The following is a 22,884-nucleotide window of genomic DNA, read 5'->3' as shown; positions in this document are numbered from 1 at the left end:
CTTTGGCTGGGTAAACTTCTCATAGTCTCAGCACTATTGTATCCTTCTGAACGTAGATTACGCGAACAGAAATTAACAAGACGGATTGAAAACATGATAAACAGACGCTCCCTATTCAGTATTGCCGCCATTGTATTTTCGATGTCTCAACCTGCTATTGCCGCTGATGCAGCGACACCCGGCGATCCAACAGCCGGTGAAGCCATTGCAGGTAGCTGTGCGGCATGTCATGGAAACGACGGCAACAGCCCTAGCCCATCGTTTCCTAAAATAGCTGGTCTTGGAGAAAAGTATCTCTACAAGCAATTACGCGACATTCAATCAGGTGCACGCGCTATCGCAGCAATGGCCGGGCAACTCGACAATAAAAGCGATCAAGATCTGAGAGATCTTGCGGCTTACTTTAATCAGCAAGCACTACAAATCTCTGGCGCAACAGACGCCAAAGTAAAAGTGAATTCGGGTATTGAAGTGGATGCGCTTAAACTCGGCGAAAGAGTCTACCGTGCAGGTAATCCTGAAGTAGGCGTACCATCTTGCATGGGCTGCCACTCTCCCCGCGGTCTAGGTAACGAGCCAGCAGGCTATCCACGCCTTGGAGGCCAATACGCGGAATACATCGCCCTACAGTTACGTAATTTCCGTGGCGGCGAGCGCACCAATGATGGCGAATCTAAAATCATGCGTTCGGTAGCAGAGCATATGAGTGATGCAGAAATCGATGCTGTCGCTAATTATATTAGCGGCTTAAATTAAAGCGTATACACAGCAATGCTCAGCGATTAAGCATGTGTTCAGTTTAATCGACGTATAAAGAGCATGACGAGTGAAAGAGGTGGCTTAGGTCACCTTTTTTATGTGCTGAACCAATACGTTGCACGCCTCATAAACAACTCAATAAAGGCTGCTAACAACCAAAAAGCGCCAAAACCCTTAACAATTGACCACCTAGGAGAACCACCATGCGAGCGATTCCCGCTTTTGGACTAGTTGTAATCGGCGCACTTATCGCCGCCATCGCCATTATCGTTACCCCTGCACAAGCGCAAGCGCCTAGCAAATATGTAGAAGGCACACACTACCAGCGTATTGCTACCCCACTAAAAATGCGTAAAGACGACAAAATAGAGGTCGTTGAAGTTTTTTGGTACGGCTGCCCTCACTGCAACCAATTCCGCCCTATATTTGAGGCGTGGAAAAACCAGCAAGCCGACGATGTCGCCACTGACCATTCTCCAGCCATGTGGAGCAAGCCTATGATCACACACGCTCAAATATTCTATACCGCAAAGGCATTTCGCTTATTAGACACAATGCACAAAGAAATATTTGATGCTATGCATACAGAAAGAAAGCGCTTAACCAGTAAAAAGCAAATCTTCAAACTCTTCGAAAAACACGGCGTTTCGCAAGAAGACTTTGATAAGACGTTTGATTCATTCGGCATTAAGTCACAGGTGCAACAAGCCAGCTCACGCGCGCGCAGTTACGGCATTAGCGGCACGCCAGAAGTTGTCGTCAATGGTAAATACCGCGTATCTGGACGTATGACGGGCTCGCAAGGCGAGATGCTAAAGGTTGCTAGCTACCTGATCGACAAAGAACGCCGCGAACTCGCTCAATAAACCTCTTATACCATTCTCCGCATTCAACCGAACACTGGCTGAATGCGGATATTTTCTCTCTAGCCCCCTTCATAAAAACACCGTCTTTACACGATTTAATTCATTGTCACTCGACCGCTTATTAAGGTCTATACTCAATAGACAAACAACTATATCGGACGACTATCGTGGCTTCAGAAGACAATCGTTGGCGTGAAAAGTATCGCCAATCCGTTAATCAACAGGAACAGCTCGAAAAAACCCTTGCGGCTCAACAGTCATTACTTCACCGTACCGTTTTAGCATTATCAAGCGCTGCAGAGGGGCACGATACTGAAGTTGATAAACGATTGTCGGCAATCCGATCTAGCCTCAAAAACAACGATGTAGGCGGCTTTGATCGAATGATCAAATCACTAGAGCGCGTCATTAGTGATGCCGATAAAAATCGACAGCTACAATGGAAAGACATCAATAAGCAATTGATCTCGATAGCCAACCACCTACAATCTAGCGCCTCAAATAACAGTGTAAAATCGGCAATAAAAGCCTATAAAAAGCGTATTCCCAAAGGCGAGCTATTACCCGCTACTTTAAAACGGCTATTGGACGAATTTAGCCAGCTACAGGCTCAGGTAAAAAGCGATTCAACACAGAGCAAGACGGGCCTAATGAGCCGCTTATTCAATAAAGATAGCACCGAAAACCCACCTAATAATGGAGATACTGCAACCGCTCAATGGGAAGAGGTCGATGAGAGTGGTCACCGCGAACAACCTGCGACTCACGTTCAACCAGAAACATCACCCAGTGATATTGAAGGAGAAATACTAGAAACAAAATATCGTGAGCGCGCAACACCTGAACAACTCACAGACACCAACCAAACAGGCAATTTTTCTACTATCTCAGACCGTGTCACGATAATTCTCATTGAATTACTGGATCACTTCCCTGTGGTCGACTGCGTCGAGCAAAAAGCTGTTAAGATAAAACAAAGTATTAATCGAGGACTAAGCTGGTATGAACTCGCACCCACATTAGAAGACATCCGCGACTTCGTTATCCAGTCCTCCATCGGCGCGGACAATAACTACCGCACCTACCTCAATCACGTCTACGAAGAGCTCAGTCACATCACCCATAGCTTGGGCATTGCCATCAAAGAAGAAGAGCAGCAACGCATCGCCAATACCGCATTACAAGATAGTGTTGGCAACGGTATGCGCACCATCAGTGACGCGCTTAACGAACACAATGATATAGACCGATTAAAAATGGCTGTCGAAAGCCAAGTACACACCATTCAAGGAGCCTTAGAAAAATCACAAGCTGCACAGAACAATGGGCAAGAGTCACTTACTTCACAACTCTCGGCCTTAGTTGAACGAGTGCATAAAATGGAACAGCAAGATGCAGCGACCCGTCAGCAATTAGAGGCCGAGAAAATACGTGCTGTAACCGATACCTTAACCGGCCTTCCCAATAGAGAGGCCTATGGAGAGCGGGTACACAATGAAATGCTGCGCTGGCAACGCTACCAGCACCCATTATCGCTGGCCGTTTTAGATATCGATTACTTCAAAAAGGTCAACGATCAATATGGCCACCAAATGGGTGATAAAGTACTAAAAGCCGTATCAACATCTGTCGAAAATCGCCTGCGAGAAGTCGATTTTATGGCTCGATTTGGAGGAGAAGAGTTCGTCTTATTGCTACCGGAAACTAGCGCCGAAGACGCATTAAGCATGCTTAACCGCACACGTGAAAGGCTCGCAAAAACCCATATGCGCAGTAAAAAAGAGGGAGAAGAAACTAAGTTTACCGTCACCGTCTCTATAGGTATTGCAGAATTTAGAGAAGGAGATACCGCTGAAGAAGTGTTCGAACGTGCAGATAAGGCACTATATCAAGCGAAAGAGCAAGGAAGAAATCGATGCATTATTGGTTCATGTTAAAACATACCCGTATTATCCATCACTTGTGTAACCTCAATTCAAAATGCCAAATTTAAATGCTGCACGTGATACATTTTATAAAAACAGATGAACTGTAATATCCATATTTCGCAGTCCGACGACCAAAGGGAGCATACTTTAACCGCTTGTTACAAGGCATTAGCGTGCAATGCTAAATAGTTTTTGAGCTATAGTCTTACACTTAAGTATAAGCGTAAGACCCAATATCAATTCTACACCTGTAGCCCACATGTTTGCCTTTGTGTCTTCATTAAATAGGTTGCTAACATTTCCATAGTTGTCTGCTGAAACAGCGAATTGCCATAGTATAAAATAATAAGCTGCATCCACAATTGCATACAAGGATACATACAAACCAAGTGATGCTACTAAGACAGCAAATATGCTTTGCTTATTTTGTGGTTCAATAGTCCGATCTATCTCTGACTTTAAAATAGATTTAGCAACTACTATAGGGAAAAACCATAGAGCCAAACTAAAAAACCGTATTTGACGATAACGAATATATTACCTTTGTTTTGCGATAAATAAACTACAAAATATTGCAACTAACTGCACACAACCACGAACATGACAACGACGAAACTACTACATTGTGACTAATAGCACGAAGAACAAAGGCACAAGCAGAGTTACTTGGTATGAGCCAAATATTGCCTACCCTAACATTGGTACGATGCTCGCCAAAATAACAAAAATTTACCTAGACGCATAACGCCCATATAAGCGGCGGCGATAGCCGTCCGGCACGCGCCTTTTGCGTGCGCACTTTATATACTTGTTATGCGAGCTACGGACGACGTTAATTTTATACTGACTTGCGAAGTGCAAACGAAGCCAGTGATTAATAGCGGTAAAGCCAAAACAAAAAACCGTATGTGGCGATACTGAATATACTACCTTTGTTTTGCGATAACCAAAACCTGATTATTACAACTAACTGCACGCAACCACGAACGGGATAAAACTAAAATTACTGCTTTGCCGCTAATAGCACGAAGAGCGAAGGCACGAAAAAGCCAACTTGGGAAAACCTAACTATTGCCTACCTTAACATTGATACGATGCTCGCAAAAATAACAAAGAATCACCTAGACGCATAACGCCGCCATAAGCTGCGGCTTTGTAGTTGTGAGTGTTGTGCTATTCAAGCACAAAAACGAGCAACGGAAAAGCCGTCAGATTGATGGCCTTGTTAGGCGCCAATACTTTTAGCTGCTTCCATACTAGATAACCACATAATGATTGCAATAATAGCTAACGAAAACAATAAGAATTTATACGGAGCATAAAGGCCAAGTGTTTTAGTAATAGGGCCTTTTTTAGAGTAAGGAATACGCCCTTCAGATATTATAGTTTTTATTGTATACAAGCTATGAAAGGTTGACGCTAGTGAGCAATAACAGGCCAAAAGAAGAAGCCATTGGTAATTATTAAGAACCCCTATTAAAGTAACGCAACCAGCAAAAGTAGCTAAACTAAGAACGCTTATATGCTTGTAAAAATCTATGTGTTGCTTTGGGTCTAATTCACTCATACTTTTTAACTTTCTGACGCCTAACGCTCGGTTAAGCGGCTGCGCTTTTCGCAGTCCGGCGACCAAAGGGAGCATACTTTAACCGCTTGTTATAAAGGCTACGGTTGATATTGATTTAAAACACGTTGCGTAGCCACTGGTTATTATTGATATAGCCAACAAGAAAACCGTATGTGGCGATACCTAACTTTATTCTTATGCTGTGCGATGCTGATGCCAAACAATTGTTACTAGCGGCACACAACGACGAACATGATAATACTGAAACCACACCGTTACCACTAATAGCACGAAGAACGAACGCACATATACTTATGGACTTGGTAAAAACTGAATAGTGACAGCCTTTACATTGGTACGATGCTTACAAAAAATAAAAAATCAATTAGCCTTATAACGCCCGGTTAAGCGGTGCAGCTTTGCTGCATCCGGCGACCAAAGGGAGCGTACTTTAACCGCTTGTTATGTTTTGTATATTTATTTTAACTCACTTAATTTGCTCGGATGCTCGGCTTCATATTCTTTACCATTAAATATGAACTTCCACTCTGGCGAGCCTAAGCGAGGATAAATTTGTATGCTACCCTTATGATATAAAATATTCATTGGGAAATGATCATCATTATCTTCAGCTAAAAGTTCAACTTCATGTCCGGGTAACATATGTATTTCTTCACATGTCATTTCAAGACAGAGAATTAACTCTTCATCCGTTTCATTTGAGAATATACCAACTGTTCTAAACTTCATTCGCGCTCTCAAATTTACTTATCTAGAAACATAACGCCCACATAAAAGGCGCGACGCAAGGAGCGTCCAGCCCGCAGGGCGAATTTTAATATTTTTGTTAGGTTTTTTTAAATACATTTTTAAGCTTTGAAAATATAGATTCGCTTGGATACACACAAAAATTTTTAATAATTTCTTCATCTGTAATTTCTGTATTTGAGCGAAGGTTACTCAGTATAACTTTAGCTAACCGAGGGTAATCGTTTTTATCCATAGGAGGATAAAACCCCCAATGCTCATGATTAGCTGAATCTGCCCAAGCAGACCAAAACTCCAATGTTAAATAAAGTAATGAGTTAGAAGGTATTTCATTACGTGGTATTGCAACCTCATATTTATCTAAATTATCTTCTACATCCAGCCATTTGCCAGCTTCATGAGCCAACAGTGCTTTTTCTAAACCTGATATGGCAATAGTTTTAGCTTCATCATATTTGCTCATCTATCGAGAAACCTAACGCCGCGTTAAACGGCTGCGTTTTTGCAGTCCGTTTTGAACGCCTTGTTATGCGACTACGGACGACATTAATTTTAAACTGACTTGCGAAGTGCAAACGAAGCCAGTGATTAGTAGCGGTAAAGCCAAAACAAAAAACGTATGTGGCGATACCGAATGTAATACCTTTGTTTTGCGATAATTAAATACAAACTGTTGTGACTAACTGCACCCGACCACGAACGGGATAAAACCGAAACTACTACTTTACTGCTAATAGCACGAAGAACGAAGGCACGAACAGAGTTACTTGGACGAACCAAATAATGCCTACCCTAACATTGGTATGATGCTCGCAAAAATAACAAAAAATCACCTAGACGCATAACGCCGCCATAAACGGATGCCGAAGCAACGCGTAGGCAGTCCGGTGGAGGCCACGCTTTTTGGGCCGGAACGTATTTAATGGCTTTGTTATATGCCATTAAGTTTATTAAACCTATACCCAAAAAATAGCCCTACAAATGCTGCACAACTATAATAAATTAAAAGTGAAGTGTGCATACGAAACCTACTAAAACTATCTAGTTCTGGAAAAGTCGCTAACAAAACAATAGGTGTAGCTATGAATAGTGCGAAAATACTATAGTGCCACCGTTTAATGCTAATACGATTAGCAAACCCAATTGCACAATAACAGGCTAGCATTACACCTATAAATTTTATAGCCCTAACAATTAAAAGAGTATTTTTAAATGCTTCAAGCTCATCCACAGTTTTAGGTGTAGCCGGATAGCTAAATAGAAACCATAACGACATACTTTTGAATATAAAAAATATCCCAATAGCAGATACAAGTCCATAAAATAAAGAGTTAATCTTCAAAATATCTCCATATACATATAACGCTCGGCTAAGCCGCCGGAACGGAGTTGATTGTTTTGTGCTAGCGTAGCGGAAAAGCACAAAACGAGCAACGCAGTGGAGGTCGGATTGAGCCGCTTGTTATATTATTGCACACGTATATTACCAACACTGATATTGGCCTCATTAATTGCTTCTTTTAACCTGCTAAAATCAATACTACTTTCGTTAAAAAAATCATGCGACGGCATACACATCTTGCTTTCAATTTCTTCACATGAAAGGTTTGACATTGAAGAGATTTCTATATTTTTAGTTATAATCATTTCTTTAAGCGAATCATTTGCTTTTATTAAACTATCACGCTCTTTTTCTAATTGACCGCTTATTACCTTTGCTTCCTGTACGGCAGAAGAAAGATGAACTTTAGCACTAGAGATTTCAATTGATACTGATGAAGATCGGTAGGCTATCAAAAGTAAAACAACTATTGACGATACCAAACACAAGCTAACTGAATGCCAAAAAGATCTAGGTATATTTAATCCATTCATAATAATTATTCTTTAATATAACGCCGCGCTTAAAGGCGCGAGCTTGCGAGCGTCCTAGCAGCCTTGCTGCGATTACAGCGCCTTGTTATGCGACTACGGACGACGTGAATTTTATACTGACTTGCGAAGTGCAAACGAAGCCAGCGATTATTATTGGTAAAGCCAAACCAGAAAACCGTATTTGACGATACAGAATATACTACCTTTGTTTTGCGATAACCAAAACCTGATTATTGTAACTAACTGCACACAACCACGAACATGACAATGACGAAACTTACTACATTGTAACTAATAGCACGAAGAGCGAAGGCACGAACAAGCCCAACTGGGAAAACTTAAATATTGCCTACCCCAACATTGGTACGATGCTTATTTAAATTACAAAAAATCACTTAGACGCATAACGCCGCGCTTAAAGGCGCGAGCTTGCGAGCGTCCTAGCAGCTTTGCTGCGATTACAGCGCCTTGTTATGCGAGCTACGGACGACGTTAATTTTATACTGACTTGCGTAGTGCAAACGAAGCCAGTGATTAATAATGGTAAAGCCAAACCAAAAAGCCGTATTTGGCGATACCGAATATAATACCTTTTTTTGCGATAACCAAAACCTGATTATTGTAACTAACTGCACACAACCACGAACATGACAATGACGAAACGTACTACATTGTGACTAATAGCACGAAGAGCGAAGGCACGAACAAGCCCAACTGGGAGAACTTAAATATTGCCTACCCTAACATTGGTAAGATGCTTAGTAGAACAATAAAAAATCACTTAGACGCATAACGCCCCGCTTAAAGGCGCGAGCTTGCGAGCGTCCTAGCAGCTTTGCTGCGATTACAGCGCCTTGTTATGCGAGCTACGGATGACATTAATTTTATGCTGACTTGCGAAGTGCAAACGAAGCCAGTGATTAATAATAGTAAAGCCAAACCAAGAACCGCATTTGACGATGCCGAATATTGCACCTTTATTTTGCGATAACTAAACACAAACGTTTGTGACTAACTGCACTCAACCACGAACAGAATAAAGCCGAAATTAATACTTTGCTAATTATGGCACGAAGAGCGAAGGCACGAACAGAGTTACTTGGGATGAGCCAAATATTGCCTACCCTAACATTGGTACGATGCTCGCAAAAATAACAAAGAATCACCTAGACGCATAACGCCTTGCTAAGGGGCACACGAAGCAACGCGTAGTGTGTCCCACGGAGGCCATGCTTTTTTGTGGCCGGAGTAAACTTGAGCAACTTGTTATATGTTTTTATTTAAGTGGTACTTAAGCGCCATATTAATACAAAGCCGAACTTCATTTTCTGGAATTGTTTGGTCTATATTGAAAACGATAGCTCTATTACCTTCATAAGTTAACTCTGGGAAAAGAGACCTAAATGTGTCAATTAATGTCGTTTTACAATTTACATAAATTGCATATTCATTAGGGGCTTTAGATTTCCAATCAATTCTTAATGTGGTGCCGCTTTTGCTTACTGTAGTTAAATATGAAGGCTCTCCCCACTTTAATGTTTCTTCAAGAATACCTATAGACTTATCCTTGGCAGCTTCATCCAAAATTAACTGACGTAAGAAATTTAATTTTGGGCGAACATAATCAGGGTATGATTCGAATTTTTTCTTAACGCCAGAATCCATTGTTTTATCCATTACACATAACGCCGCGCTTAAAGGCGCGAGCTTGCGAGCGTCCTAGCAGCTTTGCTGCGATTACAGCGCCTTGTTATGCGACTACGGACGACATTAATTTTAAACTGACTTGCGAAGTGCAAACGCAGCCAGCGATTATTATTTGTAAAGCCAAACCAAAAAACCGTATTTGGCGATACTGAACATACTACCTTTGTTTTGCGATAAACAAACCACAAGCTATTGTAACTAACTGCACACAACCACGAACATGATAACGACGAAACTTACTACATTGTGACTAATAGCACGAAGAACGAAGGCACGAACAGAGTTACTTGGCATGAGCTAAATAGTGTCTATCCTAACATTGGTACGATGGTACGATGCTCGCCAAAATTACAAAAATTTACCTAGACGCATAACAGCTTATTAGACGTCGTTTTGACGCGATTAAAAGCGTCTTGAGGACATGTATCCACGAGACGTTTCCTTCAACTTTTATTTTTTCTCTATTATTCAAGGCGTTACCCTTTTATCTTAGGCAAATACGCGATATAACACGTCGCATTTAGAATTATTGACTTTATTAGTGTTTAATACAATACTCAGTGGCAATTTTGGTGGCTGCCACTGGGGTTACCTATTAATACTGGAAAGTCATACTGGCAAGCGCAATTAAGAATTATGAATAAGCAATTGATCTCGTTGAGTAACCTACTTTAATACTACATTATTCACTATATATTCTCATGGAGGAGAATGATGAAATCTGCATTTTTACGTCAAGTTAGCGATGCTATTCGTGCTAAGCATTACAGCATTCGCACCGAACAAACCTACCTTTACTGGACGACTTACTTTATTCGCTTTCACAAGATGCGACATCCACGTGAAATGTCTGATGATGATATTCGATTATTTTTAAATTTTTTAGCGCTAGAACGCAATGTGGCTGCGAACACCCAAAAAGTCGCGCTCAATGCGCTGGTGTTTGTTTATCGCCATGTGCTTAATAAGGAAGTGGGTGACTTTAGTGATTTTTACCGTGCGCGTGCACCTAAAAAGTTGCCCACGGTATTAACGCGTGCGGAGGTATCACGTTTATTACAAGCACTGGATGGTTACATGCTGTTGTGTGCAGGCTTAATGTACGGTTCGGGTTTACGCTTAATGGAGACGGTATCGTTACGCTTTCAGGATATTGATTGTCATAAACTCACAGTTATGGTGCGCGAGGGGAAAGGTAAAAAATCGCGTATCACTACGTTAGCACCGGAGTTGGTTGGTCGGCTTAAGCCACATATGCAGCAGGTGCGCGCACTCCATTCAAGCGATAAAAAAGAACAGCAGTGGAGCGGCGTATACTTACCTTATGCGCTTGAAAGAAAATATCCTAATGCTGCTACCGAGCTTGGCTGGCAATATTTATTCCCTGCGCGTAAATTTAGTACTGATCCTCGCAGTGGTCAACGCCGCCGACATCATATCGGCGCACAGTCGGTTCAGCGAGCAGTTAAGAAAGCGCTGCGCAGTGCGGGCATCTCAAAGCCGGCCTCTTGTCATTCTCTGCGACATTCATTTGCAACACACTTACTGGAGCGCGGTGCCGATATTCGTACAGTTCAGGAGCAATTAGGCCACTCGGATATTCGCACCACCGAAATTTATACGCATGTGCTCAATCGTGGCGGTCATGCGGTGCGCAGTCCACTTAGCGATTTATAAAATGGCCCGAGCGATAATCATGATAGGCTTGCAGTAACTCTTCTTGTGTATTCATCACAAAAGGGCCGGAGCGTGCAATAGGTTCATGTATCGCATCGGCCGATAATATGAGTGCGCCAAAAGGTGCGTCATTCACATTAATCCTCACACTATCACCATCAGATAGTATCGCTAATTGTTGCTCTTTGAGTACTACTTCCTCGATATTGAGTGACCCACTATAGGCATACACCAACGTTACTTGTGTCGATGGCAGCTCGGTTGACCATATTCCCTCTTCTAATTGCACATCGAGTAGTGTCGGGCGGGTTGCAATATCCGTAATCACTCCTTGAATTTTTTTTTGCTCGCCACTTTCTACTACACCGGCTAACACACGCACAACTCCGTTGCTCATTATTAATTCTGGAATTTCTTTCGGTTGAATCTCTTGGTAGCGTGGCGCTCGCATTTTTTGTTCGGCGGGTAGATTCAACCAAAACTGAAAACCCCACAGACGACCCTGAACCACTTCTGGCATTTCTGAATGAATAATGCCAGAACCCGCTGTCATCCATTGTAGGCCTCCGGCGCTGATAACACCTTGGTTACCTTCACTATCTTCATGGCGCATTTGCCCTGACAATAAATACGTGATTGTTTCAAAACCCCGATGCGGATGCGAAGGAAACCCACCGATATAGTCAGCGGTTTTATCACTGCGTAATTCATCTAGCAGCAAAAATGGGTTGATATCAATCAGTTCGCGAGAGCCAATACTGCGAAATATTTTTACACCATCACCATCTTGGGTTTCTTGAGCGTTAATAATGTTAATAATTTTTTTAGGTTGCATGGGTAAACGACCGTTCGGTTAATGCATTGAGTAAAATTTTTACTATCGTCGATTATGTGGCTTATCAAAATCAAGTACCGGCCCTTCGGGGACAATACGCGTGGGGTTGATCATATCGTGGCTATAATAGTAGTGGCGTTTGATGTGTTCAATGTTCACTGTATCGGCAATGTTTTTATGTTGATATAAATCACGCAAATAATTCGACAGGTTAGGATAGTCCGCTATGCGACGCAGGTTACATTTAAAGTGACCTACGTATACCGCGTCGAATCTCACAAGCGTGGTAAATAGTCGCCAGTCTGCCTCTGTGATTTTTTCACCCACTAAGTAGCGTTGCATTGATAGGCGATTGTCCAAATCATCTAACGCTTCAAACAGTTCATTCACAGCTTTTTTGTAAGCCGCTGGCTTTGTTGCAAACCCGGCACGATACACACCATTATTAATTTTATCGTAAACCATTTGATTAATGGTATTAATAGTCGCTTGCTTTTCTTCAGGATAGTAGTCGTCATTATTATGAATCATGTGATTAAACGCGGTATTAAAGATGCGAATAATATCGGATGATTCGTTATTCACAATACCCTGTGTTTTTTTATCCCAAAGAATAGGCACGGTGGCTCTACCGGAATACTGTGCGTTATCGCGTGTATAAATCTCATGCAGGAACTGGCTTTGATAAAGTGAGTCACCCGTTGCATCACTGATATCACTTTCAAATGTCCAGCCATTGTCTAACATATGCGGATGCACCACAGATACACTAATAATATTTTCTAGTTGTTTAAGCTGACGAAAAATCAGGGTGCGATGCGCCCAGGGGCAAGCAAGAGAGACATACAAGTGGTAGCGGTCTTTTTCTGCGATAAAGTTTGTTTCATCATCGCTGTTGCTTTCTTTTTGTATCCAATGGCGATACTGCGCACCTTCGCGGATAAACTCGCCATCCGATTTTTCGGTGTCGTACCATTTATCGTGCCACTGCCCTTTTACTAATAAACCCATTGTCGCCTCCTACTGTTACGATTTATCACACTTCACTGTGCGACTATCTTTTAGCCAACCCATTTTTTGCAAAAAATTTATGATATTTCTTACCCTATCACTCTGATGAATAACCGGAATCTAGTGTTTACCTGCTCAGGCCGATACCGGATCAAGTCCGGCATGACGGTAAGTCGTTATGATTAAGACTTCAACATAACCACGGGGCCGGTATAAAACCTCTTAATGCTTCACTCCAGTGAAGACAGAGATCTAGTGAGTTTTTGCTTAAAGTGTTTCAAGCACACGATCGACTTGTTGCTTAGCATCGGCTAATAATTTTTCTGGCTCGCCTTTTGAACCAGATACATCAATAATGTGAATGTTTTCAATACCCATAAAACGACACACTTGTACTAAATAAGGGCTTACAAAATCAACCTCGCCACCGACGGGTGTCCCTCCCGTCGCTACAACAATAAAAGCACGATCAATATTGAGTAAACCTTCCGGCCCGTTATCGCCATAACGAAATGTTTCACCAACACGACAGACTAAATCGATCCACGCTTTTAGCGATGCTGGAATGGAAAAGTTATACATCGGTGCACCAATAACTAACTGGCTTGCGTCTTTTAGCTCAGTAATAAGTTCGTCCGATAGCGCTAACGTTTCTTTTTGAGGATCACTACGCTCTTCAGCGCGGGTGTAATAAGCACCGATATGCGCTTCACTGACGAACTCTAGCCGCGTACTTGCAAGATCACGGTGGTTTGTATTTACAGCTAAGCTATCAGCAATATATTGAGTAACTTGGCGTGATAACGAGGTGTCGTAACGCGCGCTGGCATCAACATTAAGTAATGTTTTCATAAGTGTTTCCTCTAAAGTTTTCTCGTCACTAACCACTGATCAAGCGATAGCTTGCCACCACCTAATAACACAAGTGCCACCGTCATAGAGAATAGTGCGAGCGCAAACTCAAACCCGCCATTGGATAAGAACAAGCCAGAAGAGCCGTGCACCACAGCACCAGCGATAAACATGGTGAAGGCTAAAACCGCCGCCGCTGGTCGAACCAGCAACCCAATGATAAGCGCAAGGCCGCCAAAGAACTCTGCACTACCCGCTAATAAGGCCATCAAAAAACCGGGCTCTAAGCCTTGTGATGCCATAAACTGGCCGGTGCCTTCTAAACCATAGCCGCCAAACCAAGCAAACAACTTCTGTGCTCCATGAGCGGCTAATATGATACCTGCAGGCAAGCGTAAGGCGAGGCTCGCCCATTGATCGTCGGTATGTAAGATCGTTTTAATATTCATTGTGTTTCTCCTAGCGGTGATGTCGTTATTGTGGGTAAGGAATGCAACTTATTATCAATCAGTCATAGAGGCCTTTGCACGAAAGCCATATGCTCACTATAGCGGACGAGAAATAAAAGAAAATTGATTTATTTTGCAATGAATGTTCAAATATTTTGAATAACAATAAAACACAAAAATAACCATTTTCCCACACGAGACAGCAATGATTCCCTTAGAAGCACTACAAGTACTGGATGCAATAGATCGAAAGGGAAGTTTTGCCGCTGCTGCAGAGGAATTATTTCGCGTGCCTTCGGCGATTACCTACACTATTAAAAAGGTCGAAGACCAATTAAACATCAAATTATTTGATAGAAATAAACAGCGTGCGGTATTAACACCAACCGGTCAATTGGTGCTCGAAAAAGGGCGAGAAATACTTCAACAGGTTCAACAACTTGAAGCCCAGGCACAGCAAACAGATAGCGGATGGGAAAGCCAGCTACGTATTGTTATCGACACCATCTTACCTTGTGAGCCGTTTTGGCCTTTGATCAACACCCTCAGCGAACAACATCCGTGGCTGAATATACAGATGATTGATGAAGCACTCAGCGGTAGTTGGGAAGCACTTACTTCTGATAGAGCTGATATTATTATTGGCGTGAGCGGTGACGAACCCATAGGTGCTCACTGCCAGCGCCATCACTTAGGTTATCTAAAGATGATACTCTGTTGTAGCCCCGCCCACCCTGCCGCACAACTTGAGCAACCTGTACAACGTGAACAGCTGAAAAACTACACACACATTGTCATTAACGATAGTGCGCGCTTGTTACCGCAGCGCAATGTGGGTCTATTGGGTATTCGACAAACATTATCTGTCAGCAATTTGTCACAAAAATTATCGGCTCTACTCAGTGGCGCAGGCGTAAGCCATTTGCCACGCTACCTCGCAGAACCGATGATCACACAAGGCCAACTCTGTGATCTAGGCACAGCACCACACCCACTCAATCCTTTTTATATGTGCTGGAAACCCGCACAAGCGGGTAATGCCAATGCTTGGCTGCGAAATGCGATTGTAGAGCAGCAAGTCTTAGCCAATATCATCGACCCAGCATAAAACCAAAAAGAACAACTATAAGCACTAAACTATCAAGAGAATTAAATTGATTAATAAAAATTATCGAAACTATACAAGCAATTAATTTTAAAAATTACCGGCCAGCCGCTATATTGACCTCCGTACTACGGTAATTGACCCGTTGGCGCAATTCATTAAGACGACCACCCACCAACTAAAAGGCGACATCATGAGTAACACATTGACGAATAAAGAAGGACAACAGGTACCCGACGTGACATTCCGCACCCGACAGGGCGACCAGTGGGTCGATGTGACCAGTAGCGACCTATTTAAAGGCAAAACTGTTGTGCTATTTGCACTACCGGGTGCTTTTACACCCACCTGCTCATCAACCCATTTACCGCGCTATAACGAATTAGCGCCATCATTTGCGGCCGAAGGCGTCGATAGTATTATCTGCTTGTCCGTAAACGATACCTTTGTAATGAACTCTTGGGCCGCCGATCAACATGCTGACAACATTACGTTTATTCCCGACGGAAATGGCGAATTTAGTGACGGTATGGGTATGCTTGTGGGCAAGAATGATATTGGCTTTGGTAATCGCTCGTGGCGCTACTCGATGCTGGTGAAAGACGGCAACATTGAAAAAATGTTTATCGAGCCCGATGTACCCGGCGACCCGTTTGAAGTGAGTGACGCCGATACAATGCTTAACTACATTAACGCCGATGCGGTACTGCCTAAGCGCGTAACACTATTTACCAAACCCGGCTGCCCTCACTGCTTGCGCGCCAAAAAAGCACTGACTGACAACCGTTACCACTACGAGGAAATTATACTAGGTGACAAAGGCATTACTTACAGCTCATTAGCGGCGGTAACCGGTGCTGGCACTGTACCCCAAGTATTTATTGACGGTGAACATGTCGGTGGAGCCGATGATTTAGAGCAGTGGTTGGCGAATAAATAAACACGACTCATTGATGGTGGGAGATGACATGCGGCTTGCGACCTGTGGCTTGCCGCATTAATATGCAGCCATGCCAGCACCGATCCCTCCACCTTCCGCGCTATCTCCCGAACAGCTAACACAACAATGGTTTGAACGCATTGTACTTGGCCTTAACTTATGCCCATTTGCGCACAAACCCGCACGAGAAAAAACCATTCGTTTTATCGCCTGTGATGCCACTACAGAAAGCGAACTCCTTAAAAAAGTAAAGCAAGAGACTCAGTATTTAGAAACGACTCCCCCTTCCGTTTGTGAAACGACCGTGATTATCGTTACACAGCTATTAAGTGATTTTTACGACTACCAATTTTTTATTTCTGAAGCCGAACGCACATTGCAACAAAATAACTGGCATAACGATTTCCAAATCGCCAGCTTTCATCCCGATTACTGTTTTGCTCATACTGAGCCTAGCGATGCAAGCAATCTCACTAATCGCTCACCCTATCCATTGATTCACCTATTGCGCGAAGCCAGTGTGACCACTGCGCTAAAGCATGTGGATAACCCTGAAGAAATTCCTAAGAATAATATTGAAAAAATAGAGGGCTTAAAAAAAGAAGAGAGAGACGCACTGTTTTTTTATATACGAGATAAAAAATTATGATTATTTAACGGTCTTACTAATAATTTCTTCAATATCATTGTACTGATAAACAGTCTCTCTAAGCCCATCACCATCAATATCTACTTCTGCTCTCACGAGCATCCCTTTACTGTTATACCGTTGAATTTTTAGTGCTTTGGTGGAACCTGGCTTGAAAAAAATCACTGTTTCGATAATGCCATATCTATAGTTTTCTCTATAGTTCTTAAAACCATCACCTGTTGTATCTGATTTCACCCAGACGACATTGCCTTTTTCATAGTGAGCTTGTGTCTCAAAGACACCATTAAAATCTTCATCAGAGGAAAACGATTTTACAAATCCTTTGCGATCAAAAAGCAATTTATAATCAACTTTTCCATCGAAGTTTCGATCTACTTCTGACTTGGAAATACGGTTATTGAAGTAAGTCCATGTTTCATCTAATACACCATCGTCATTGTAATCAATGCCGTCTTCCGTTATCGGAGTATAATAATATGCTACTGTAAGAATTATGCCGCATAGAAAAGCCGTAAGGATAACTAAAAACGAACTTTTTCGACGATAATTCGCAGGGGGCGGCGAATTTGACTCCCGTTGCCTTTCATCCCATTTTTCAACTATCCGCTTACCCTCAAGATAATCACTCTCTGCAATCATTATTCTGACTATACCCGACGCTTGAATTTCACCGACGCCGCCTTGCAGATACTCCCCATCAATTTGGACTGACAAACCTTCTTGCTCAAGAAGATGCCGAATCATATGCGCTTCTATTGAGTTTTGCGCTTCGTACAACAATCTCATATCATTTCATCCCTAAAGCACTAATAAAAAGCGAGAACTACTGCTTTGAACGCTGTGATTTTATCGCCACTTTTTCATGCAAAATTATCGCGATAATAATACCAATAACATAAGGTAGTTTAACGTAAGCGCCATAATCACCGTGAAAAGCATAACCGTCATCCATGGCGATGCGCAACAAACCAAAACACCATACGGCGGCCACAAAATACGCGATGCGATTTTTTTTCCATAAAAAATAACTGATCACTAAGCCAGCTAAACCTAGAGTAATACCAAAAGTATTCAACTGCAGCAACCACGCAATCGCCCCCGCTGCAATCACGCACACGAACACACTATTAATAATGTGCCATTTTGCAGAAGGTTGTGAGGTCACGATGCTGAACCACTAGTTTGTTTATCGCAATACGCTTGTGCTTCTTGCACATTGAGCGAGCCTTCATAAATAGCACGACCGGTAATGGCGCCACAAATACCGTGATGCGCTTGCGCTTTTAGCGCTTTAATATCATCCATATTCGTAATACCGCCCGATGCAATCACGGGGATACTCGACGCTTGCGCCATAGCAACCGTGGCTTCGACGTTGACGCCTTGCATCATGCCATCACGTGCGATGTCGGTATAAACGATAGACTCTACGCCGTCGGCTTCAAAGCGCTTGGCGAGATCAGTGGCTTTTGTTTCTGAGACTTCAGCCCAGCCGTCGGTCGCAACTAAACCATTTTTAGCATCCAAACCGACAATAATATGTCCGGGAAATTGCTGGCACATCTCGCTAACAAATTCCGGTTCTTTGACGGCTTTGGTGCCGATAATGACGTAGTTAACACCCGCCTGTAGATACTTTTCTATGATTTCACCATTGCGAATACCGCCACCAATTTGAATAGGTAGCGAAGGAAACGCTTTGGCAATTTCGGTGACGACTTCGCCATTAACGGGTTCGCCTGCGAAAGCACCATTAAGATCAACGAGGTGTAAACGGCGGCAACCTTGGTCGACCCACTGCTTAGCAAAATCTACGGGGTTATCGCCAAATACGGTCGAGTCGTCCATTAGGCCTTGGCGTAGACGAACGCACTGTCCATCTTTTAAATCTATTGCAGGGATAATAAGCATAAAGTTATTCCGATAATAATGGCGTTAAGAGTAATACGATTAAAGTTTACCGTTCCACTCAACGAAATTTTTAAGTAATTGCAGACCGACAACATCACTTTTTTCAGGGTGAAATTGTGTGGCAAATAAATTATTGTGCGCTAGCGCTGCCGCAAAGGGTAATTGATAATCACAGATACCTGCCACTTGCGCGGTGTTTTGTGCTTCAACAAAGTAGCTATGCACAAAATAAAAACGGCTGTGATTATCGATGCCATGCCATAGAGGATGAGGAAGTGTTTGCTGCACACGATTCCAGCCCATGTGCGGGACTTTAAGTTTTTGGCCGTGGTCATCTATAGCATTTTCGGTAAAAAATTTAACGTCGCCGGGGAGCTGGTTAATACAATTAACACCACCACTTTCTTCGCTGCTAGACATCAGTGCTTGCATACCCACACAAATCGCCAATACGGGTTTGCCTTCGGCAATAAGAGAAGGGACCAAGTGGTCGAACTCTAAGCGACGAATTTCTGCCATACAATCACGAATAGCGCCCACACCAGGAAATAAAATTTTATCGGCGTTAGCAATCACATTGGCATCTGCCGTCACAACGACATCGCTCTCAGGCGCAACGTGAGTGAAGGCACTCGCCACTGAGTGTAAATTTCCCATGCCGTAATCAATAATTGCGACGGTTGTCATTAGTCATCACCTGCGAGAAAAATAAAGAAAAACGCGTTAAAGAAATGTCTGAAACGTGACAGGGTTAAACGGGAGCTAGCTACAGCGTCCCTTTGGTCGAAGGCATAACACCTGCCATACGGGGATCGTGCTCTAATGCCATACGCAAAGCACGACCAAAGGCTTTAAATACGGTTTCAATTTGATGATGAGCATTGTGGCCTTTGATGCAATCAATATGTAATGTCACCTGAGCGTGATTCACAAAACCTTGGAAGAACTCCCAAAATAGTTCGGTATCAAACTGCCCAACACGTTTTTGTGTAAAAGGAATATCCATAAGCAACGCAGGGCGGCCAGAAAAGTCGATGACCACGCGCGATAGCGCTTCATCGAGTGGCACATAGGCGTGCCCATAACGACGAATACCTTTTTTATCTCCCACCGCTTTGGCAACGGCTTGGCCGATGGTGATACCAATATCTTCAACGCTGTGGTGATCATCAATATGTGTATCACCATCACACGTCACGTCAAGATCTATCAAGCCGTGACGTGCGATTTGATCCATCATATGCTCTAAAAAAGGGACGCCAGTATTAAACACTGCTGCACCGGTACCATCGAGGTTAAGGTCAACATTAATTTTGGTTTCCAGCGTGTCGCGGCGGACACTGGCAGTACGGGCGCTCATGAGCTTCTCCGGCTATCGTATTAGGTCAGGCTATAAAAAAGGGGATTATACGTGTTCATACGCGGCGGGTGAAGTGATGTTCGAACTGATCTACAATATGCTTGTCTACCTGTGTGCAGGATTATCTGTTGTCTTGCATATATAGAACCATAACAAGGCGACGGGATACATCTCGACAATAACAGCCACCACCTAAAATCATCATTTGCTGGGATCATTATGAAACTGATTAAAATTGCATTTAGCCTTATCACTATTGTTATTTTACTGATTGTGGTGGCCGCCATTACCTTACCGCAACTGGTGAATCCGAATGATTATAAACGCCAGATCACCGATGCGATAACTCAGCACACGGGATTAAATGCCAGCATAGAAGGCGATTTATCATTATCGGTATTTCCGTGGTTAGGTGTAAGTACTGGTCAGGTCGTATTAGAGCAGCCTAAAGTGATCCAAGCATCGATACCCGATGCCGGTAACTTTGTTGATGTGAGCGCTATCGACATTCGGGTTAAATTACTGCCCTTACTCAGTAAAAAAGTAGAAGTTGATACTGTCTTACTTAAACAACCGCTGATTGAATTTGTAGTCAACAAGACAGGCAAAAATAGCTTATCCGGATTACAAACAGCGACGGCTACCGCCGAAACACCAGAAACAACACCGACGGATACATCATCCCCTACTGCCGATACCCCTGCAGCCATTGCCGCTTTCTCTATTGCAGGCGTTGATATTAGTAACGGACAACTTATTTTTGATGATAAACAAGCTGGGGTTCGCTATGAACTCTCCGACTTAACCATTCAAAGCGGCAACATTTTAGAGGCCAGCGCTCCTTTTTCTATTTCAGCTAAGGCTGCAGGCACTAACATCGAGCCAATTATCTTAACGCTACAAAGTGATTTATCGCTAAATAAAGATACCATGGCAGCCACATTGAGCAGCCTTAACCTTTCCGTACAACAATCCCAAAATACCGCTGATTTAACCTTGGCCTCTCTCGACTACCAACATGCTAAGAGCGCCCTTACCGTCTCTGATCTCAATTTATCTGCCGAAGCTGAAGGGTATCCAATCGAGTTATCTGTCCCAAGCATAACTGCAAACCTATCGACCGCCATCGCATCGATAGAAACCTTTTCGGTTAACAGTCATAACCTAGCACTGACCGGTAACATAGATCTTAAAAATTGGAATACAGCACCAATGGCCATTGGTCGTATCAGCTCCAACACGTTTGATGCGCAATCACTATTAAAAAAACTCGCTATTGATTACACACCGACCAATGCATCTGCGTTAAGCGCACTGTCGATTGAAACACAATTTAATGCCACTGCGAATGGCGCTGCACTGCAAAACATCACTGCCAATATTGATAACACCATATTGACAGGCGATGCAGCAATCGTGAACTTTGCAAACCCACGTTATAGTTTTGACCTCGCACTTAGCAGCCTTATCGTTGACGATTACTTACCGGTGAGCGATAAAAACGCTAGCAACGACGATGCAGCCGCACCCACTGCCGCCGAAGCACTCGCGGCCCCCATTGTTTTACTGAAAGACATATATGCCAATGGTGTATTTCGTGCTGACAAAATAGTCGCCAGTAAACTCACACTCACCGACAATATTATTCAGGTTACCTCTACAGATAAACGTGTCACGATTACTCCCACCGTTAATTTATACAAGGGGCAGTTAGCCGGTACAACGATTTTAGAACGCGGCAATACACCAACGCTGTTGGTTAAAAATACACTCACTAATGTTGATCTTGGCCCCTTACTAACCGATGCTGATGTCACTGATCAGTTTTCTGGCATCGCTACGATTAATACCGATATTAAAGTCACCCAGACAGCAGAAAAACCAAGCAGCAAAGGGACAGTGAAAGTGCTGGTCAAAGACGGCACAATTGAAGGTGTCGATATTAAAAAAGTATTAGATGATGCACAAAATACTATCGATAAAATACGTGGAAAAGATATTCAAAATAATGCTGACACCAGTGAAGACAGCACTCGTTTTGCTGAGATGACAGCCACACTGTTAATTGATAACGACATTATCACTAACAACGACCTCTCAATGAAAGCACCGGTATTTCGTGTGAATGGAGAAGGATCGGTAAATACGGCAGAACAAACCCTGGATTATCTTACGTCTATCATTGTCGTTAACACCAATGAAGGGCAAGGCGGCGAAGATTTAGCAAATCTTAAAGGCTTTACCATTCCTGTACGCTTTAGCGGCGCCCTCGCCTCACCCAAATATGCGATTGATACCAAAGCCTTATTGAAAGCAAATACCGCTAAAACGTTAGCAAAAGAAAAGGACAAACTGAAAGATAAGTTATCAGAAAAACTTAAATTAAATAACACCGATGGCAATGACGCCCAAAGCCCTGAAGACGCATTGAAAGATAAGCTCAAGAAAAAGTTATTCGATAAATTATTTTAAAGATACAACACTGACAACAGACAAAATAGTAATTTTTATAATGTGCAAAAATGAGTCATCGCAATATGGATACCTGCATCCGCAGGTATGACGGTGAGATATTTATTTAGCAGCTCTTGGTAGCAGAGGCAGGTTTTTGCTCCTGCAAAA

The 22,884-nt window shown here is 42.8% G+C and carries 22 protein-coding genes; 8 read left to right on the top strand and 14 right to left on the bottom strand.

The window, feature by feature from the left end; genetic code table 11:
- Window positions 1–93: 93 nt before the first annotated feature.
- The 3 genes from ACZ5O6_RS00695 to ACZ5O6_RS00685 all read left to right on the top strand — a co-directional run bounded on the left by ACZ5O6_RS00695 (window position 94) and on the right by ACZ5O6_RS00685 (window position 3,562).
- Window positions 94–756 (top strand): c-type cytochrome, encoded by a 663-nt coding sequence (locus ACZ5O6_RS00695; RefSeq protein WP_447092033.1) that lies wholly within the window; start codon window positions 94–96, stop codon window positions 754–756.
- Between the two features lie 206 nt (window positions 757–962).
- Window positions 963–1,625 (top strand): thiol:disulfide interchange protein DsbA/DsbL, encoded by a 663-nt coding sequence (locus ACZ5O6_RS00690; RefSeq protein WP_447092034.1) that lies wholly within the window; start codon window positions 963–965, stop codon window positions 1,623–1,625.
- 167 nt (window positions 1,626–1,792) lie between these two features.
- Entirely contained in the window at window positions 1,793–3,562 is a 1,770-nt protein-coding gene (locus ACZ5O6_RS00685) for a GGDEF domain-containing protein (protein WP_447092035.1), read from the top strand.
- Window positions 3,563–4,778: 1,216 nt separating this feature from the next.
- Here the strand turns inward: ACZ5O6_RS00685 and ACZ5O6_RS00680 are convergent.
- From ACZ5O6_RS00680 to ACZ5O6_RS00660, 5 genes are all read right to left on the bottom strand, one after another.
- Complete coding sequence (locus ACZ5O6_RS00680) at window positions 4,779–5,120, bottom strand: hypothetical protein (RefSeq protein ID WP_447092036.1); 342 nt, start codon at window positions 5,118–5,120, stop codon at window positions 4,779–4,781.
- 477 nt (window positions 5,121–5,597) lie between these two features.
- Entirely contained in the window at window positions 5,598–5,870 is a 273-nt protein-coding gene (locus ACZ5O6_RS00675) for a hypothetical protein (protein ID WP_464283522.1), read from the bottom strand.
- A 97-nt stretch (window positions 5,871–5,967) separates the two neighbouring features.
- Window positions 5,968–6,351: a hypothetical protein gene (locus ACZ5O6_RS00670; protein ID WP_447093009.1), complete on the bottom strand. Its 384-nt coding sequence runs from the start codon at window positions 6,349–6,351 to the stop codon at window positions 5,968–5,970.
- 1,004 nt (window positions 6,352–7,355) lie between these two features.
- Window positions 7,356–7,763 carry a hypothetical protein gene (locus ACZ5O6_RS00665; RefSeq protein WP_447093010.1) on the bottom strand — a complete coding sequence of 136 codons (408 nt, stop codon included), beginning with the start codon at window positions 7,761–7,763 and terminating at the stop codon, window positions 7,356–7,358.
- A 1,266-nt stretch (window positions 7,764–9,029) separates the two neighbouring features.
- The gene (locus tag ACZ5O6_RS00660) at window positions 9,030–9,440 is read right to left on the bottom strand and encodes a DUF1801 domain-containing protein (RefSeq protein WP_447093011.1); all 411 of its coding nucleotides are present in this window, start codon (window positions 9,438–9,440) and stop codon (window positions 9,030–9,032) included.
- A gap of 741 nt (window positions 9,441–10,181) precedes the next feature.
- Here ACZ5O6_RS00660 and ACZ5O6_RS00655 point away from each other — a divergent pair.
- On the top strand, window positions 10,182–11,147 hold the full coding sequence (locus tag ACZ5O6_RS00655) for an integron integrase (RefSeq protein ID WP_447092633.1): 966 nt from the start codon (window positions 10,182–10,184) through the stop codon (window positions 11,145–11,147).
- Here the strand turns inward: ACZ5O6_RS00655 and ACZ5O6_RS00650 are convergent.
- The 4 genes from ACZ5O6_RS00650 to ACZ5O6_RS00635 form a co-directional block, all read right to left on the bottom strand.
- On the bottom strand, window positions 11,134–11,982 hold the full coding sequence (locus ACZ5O6_RS00650; protein WP_447092634.1) for a pirin family protein: 849 nt from the start codon (window positions 11,980–11,982) through the stop codon (window positions 11,134–11,136). The two genes, ACZ5O6_RS00655 and ACZ5O6_RS00650, sit on opposite strands and share 14 nt — an antisense overlap.
- 42 nt (window positions 11,983–12,024) lie before the next feature.
- A complete protein-coding gene (locus ACZ5O6_RS00645) occupies window positions 12,025–12,993 on the bottom strand; it encodes a glutathione S-transferase family protein (RefSeq protein WP_447092635.1) in 969 nt (322 codons plus the stop codon).
- 267 nt (window positions 12,994–13,260) lie between these two features.
- On the bottom strand, window positions 13,261–13,845 hold the full coding sequence (locus ACZ5O6_RS00640; protein WP_447092636.1) for an FMN-dependent NADH-azoreductase: 585 nt from the start codon (window positions 13,843–13,845) through the stop codon (window positions 13,261–13,263).
- A gap of 11 nt (window positions 13,846–13,856) precedes the next feature.
- Window positions 13,857–14,294: a DoxX family protein gene (locus ACZ5O6_RS00635; protein ID WP_447092637.1), complete on the bottom strand. Its 438-nt coding sequence runs from the start codon at window positions 14,292–14,294 to the stop codon at window positions 13,857–13,859.
- 205 nt (window positions 14,295–14,499) lie between these two features.
- Between ACZ5O6_RS00635 and ACZ5O6_RS00630 the strand changes: the two genes are divergently transcribed.
- The 3 genes from ACZ5O6_RS00630 (at window position 14,500) to ACZ5O6_RS00620 (ending at window position 16,988) form a co-directional block, all read left to right on the top strand.
- Window positions 14,500–15,402 (top strand): LysR substrate-binding domain-containing protein, encoded by a 903-nt coding sequence (locus tag ACZ5O6_RS00630; RefSeq protein WP_447092638.1) that lies wholly within the window; start codon window positions 14,500–14,502, stop codon window positions 15,400–15,402.
- Between the two features lie 190 nt (window positions 15,403–15,592).
- Window positions 15,593–16,339, top strand: coding sequence for a glutathione peroxidase (locus ACZ5O6_RS00625; protein ID WP_447092639.1), 747 nt, complete (start codon window positions 15,593–15,595; stop codon window positions 16,337–16,339).
- A gap of 70 nt (window positions 16,340–16,409) precedes the next feature.
- Window positions 16,410–16,988 carry a DUF1415 domain-containing protein gene (locus tag ACZ5O6_RS00620; RefSeq protein ID WP_447092640.1) on the top strand — a complete coding sequence of 193 codons (579 nt, stop codon included), beginning with the start codon at window positions 16,410–16,412 and terminating at the stop codon, window positions 16,986–16,988.
- On the opposite strand, the gene ACZ5O6_RS00615 is transcribed toward ACZ5O6_RS00620, so the two are convergent.
- The 5 genes from ACZ5O6_RS00615 to hisB form a co-directional block, all read right to left on the bottom strand.
- Window positions 16,989–17,777 carry a putative signal transducing protein gene (locus ACZ5O6_RS00615; RefSeq protein WP_447092641.1) on the bottom strand — a complete coding sequence of 263 codons (789 nt, stop codon included), beginning with the start codon at window positions 17,775–17,777 and terminating at the stop codon, window positions 16,989–16,991.
- A gap of 37 nt (window positions 17,778–17,814) precedes the next feature.
- On the bottom strand, window positions 17,815–18,156 hold the full coding sequence (locus ACZ5O6_RS00610) for a hypothetical protein (RefSeq protein WP_447092642.1): 342 nt from the start codon (window positions 18,154–18,156) through the stop codon (window positions 17,815–17,817).
- Complete coding sequence (gene hisA / locus ACZ5O6_RS00605; protein ID WP_447092643.1) at window positions 18,153–18,902, bottom strand: 1-(5-phosphoribosyl)-5-[(5-phosphoribosylamino)methylideneamino]imidazole-4-carboxamide isomerase; 750 nt, start codon at window positions 18,900–18,902, stop codon at window positions 18,153–18,155. Before hisA ends, ACZ5O6_RS00610 begins: the two co-directional genes overlap by 4 nt.
- Window positions 18,903–18,941: 39 nt before the next feature.
- Entirely contained in the window at window positions 18,942–19,589 is a 648-nt protein-coding gene (gene hisH, locus ACZ5O6_RS00600; RefSeq protein ID WP_447092644.1) for an imidazole glycerol phosphate synthase subunit HisH, read from the bottom strand.
- Window positions 19,590–19,668: 79 nt separating this feature from the next.
- Complete coding sequence (hisB, locus tag ACZ5O6_RS00595) at window positions 19,669–20,262, bottom strand: imidazoleglycerol-phosphate dehydratase HisB (RefSeq protein WP_447092645.1); 594 nt, start codon at window positions 20,260–20,262, stop codon at window positions 19,669–19,671.
- Window positions 20,263–20,481: 219 nt separating this feature from the next.
- On the opposite strand from hisB, the gene ACZ5O6_RS00590 reads away from it, so the two are divergent.
- Window positions 20,482–22,734, top strand: coding sequence for an AsmA family protein (locus ACZ5O6_RS00590; RefSeq protein WP_447092646.1), 2,253 nt, complete (start codon window positions 20,482–20,484; stop codon window positions 22,732–22,734).
- Window positions 22,735–22,884 lie beyond the last annotated feature (150 nt).

The sequence above is a fragment of the Eionea flava genome (genome assembly GCF_055393785.1).
Note: the sequence above shows the minus strand (reverse complement) of the source record. Positions and strands in the feature narration are given on the sequence as shown.

Coding starts and splice junctions, on each gene's coding strand:
- ACZ5O6_RS00695 (WP_447092033.1), top strand. CDS start 94: ATGATAAACAGACGCTCCCTATTCAGTATTGCCGCCATTGTATTTTCG.
- ACZ5O6_RS00690 (WP_447092034.1), top strand. CDS start 963: ATGCGAGCGATTCCCGCTTTTGGACTAGTTGTAATCGGCGCACTTATC.
- ACZ5O6_RS00680 (WP_447092036.1), bottom strand. CDS start 5,120: ATGAGTGAATTAGACCCAAAGCAACACATAGATTTTTACAAGCATATA.
- ACZ5O6_RS00675 (WP_464283522.1), bottom strand. CDS start 5,870: ATGAAGTTTAGAACAGTTGGTATATTCTCAAATGAAACGGATGAAGAG.
- ACZ5O6_RS00670 (WP_447093009.1), bottom strand. CDS start 6,351: ATGAGCAAATATGATGAAGCTAAAACTATTGCCATATCAGGTTTAGAA.
- ACZ5O6_RS00665 (WP_447093010.1), bottom strand. CDS start 7,763: ATGAATGGATTAAATATACCTAGATCTTTTTGGCATTCAGTTAGCTTG.
- ACZ5O6_RS00660 (WP_447093011.1), bottom strand. CDS start 9,440: ATGGATAAAACAATGGATTCTGGCGTTAAGAAAAAATTCGAATCATAC.
- ACZ5O6_RS00655 (WP_447092633.1), top strand. CDS start 10,182: ATGATGAAATCTGCATTTTTACGTCAAGTTAGCGATGCTATTCGTGCT.
- ACZ5O6_RS00650 (WP_447092634.1), bottom strand. CDS start 11,982: ATGCAACCTAAAAAAATTATTAACATTATTAACGCTCAAGAAACCCAA.
- ACZ5O6_RS00645 (WP_447092635.1), bottom strand. CDS start 12,993: ATGGGTTTATTAGTAAAAGGGCAGTGGCACGATAAATGGTACGACACC.
- ACZ5O6_RS00640 (WP_447092636.1), bottom strand. CDS start 13,845: ATGAAAACATTACTTAATGTTGATGCCAGCGCGCGTTACGACACCTCG.
- ACZ5O6_RS00635 (WP_447092637.1), bottom strand. CDS start 14,294: ATGAATATTAAAACGATCTTACATACCGACGATCAATGGGCGAGCCTC.
- ACZ5O6_RS00630 (WP_447092638.1), top strand. CDS start 14,500: ATGATTCCCTTAGAAGCACTACAAGTACTGGATGCAATAGATCGAAAG.
- ACZ5O6_RS00625 (WP_447092639.1), top strand. CDS start 15,593: ATGAGTAACACATTGACGAATAAAGAAGGACAACAGGTACCCGACGTG.
- ACZ5O6_RS00620 (WP_447092640.1), top strand. CDS start 16,410: ATGCCAGCACCGATCCCTCCACCTTCCGCGCTATCTCCCGAACAGCTA.
- ACZ5O6_RS00615 (WP_447092641.1), bottom strand. CDS start 17,777: ATGAGATTGTTGTACGAAGCGCAAAACTCAATAGAAGCGCATATGATT.
- hisA (WP_447092643.1), bottom strand. CDS start 18,902: ATGCTTATTATCCCTGCAATAGATTTAAAAGATGGACAGTGCGTTCGT.
- hisH (WP_447092644.1), bottom strand. CDS start 19,589: ATGACAACCGTCGCAATTATTGATTACGGCATGGGAAATTTACACTCA.
- hisB (WP_447092645.1), bottom strand. CDS start 20,262: ATGAGCGCCCGTACTGCCAGTGTCCGCCGCGACACGCTGGAAACCAAA.
- ACZ5O6_RS00590 (WP_447092646.1), top strand. CDS start 20,482: ATGAAACTGATTAAAATTGCATTTAGCCTTATCACTATTGTTATTTTA.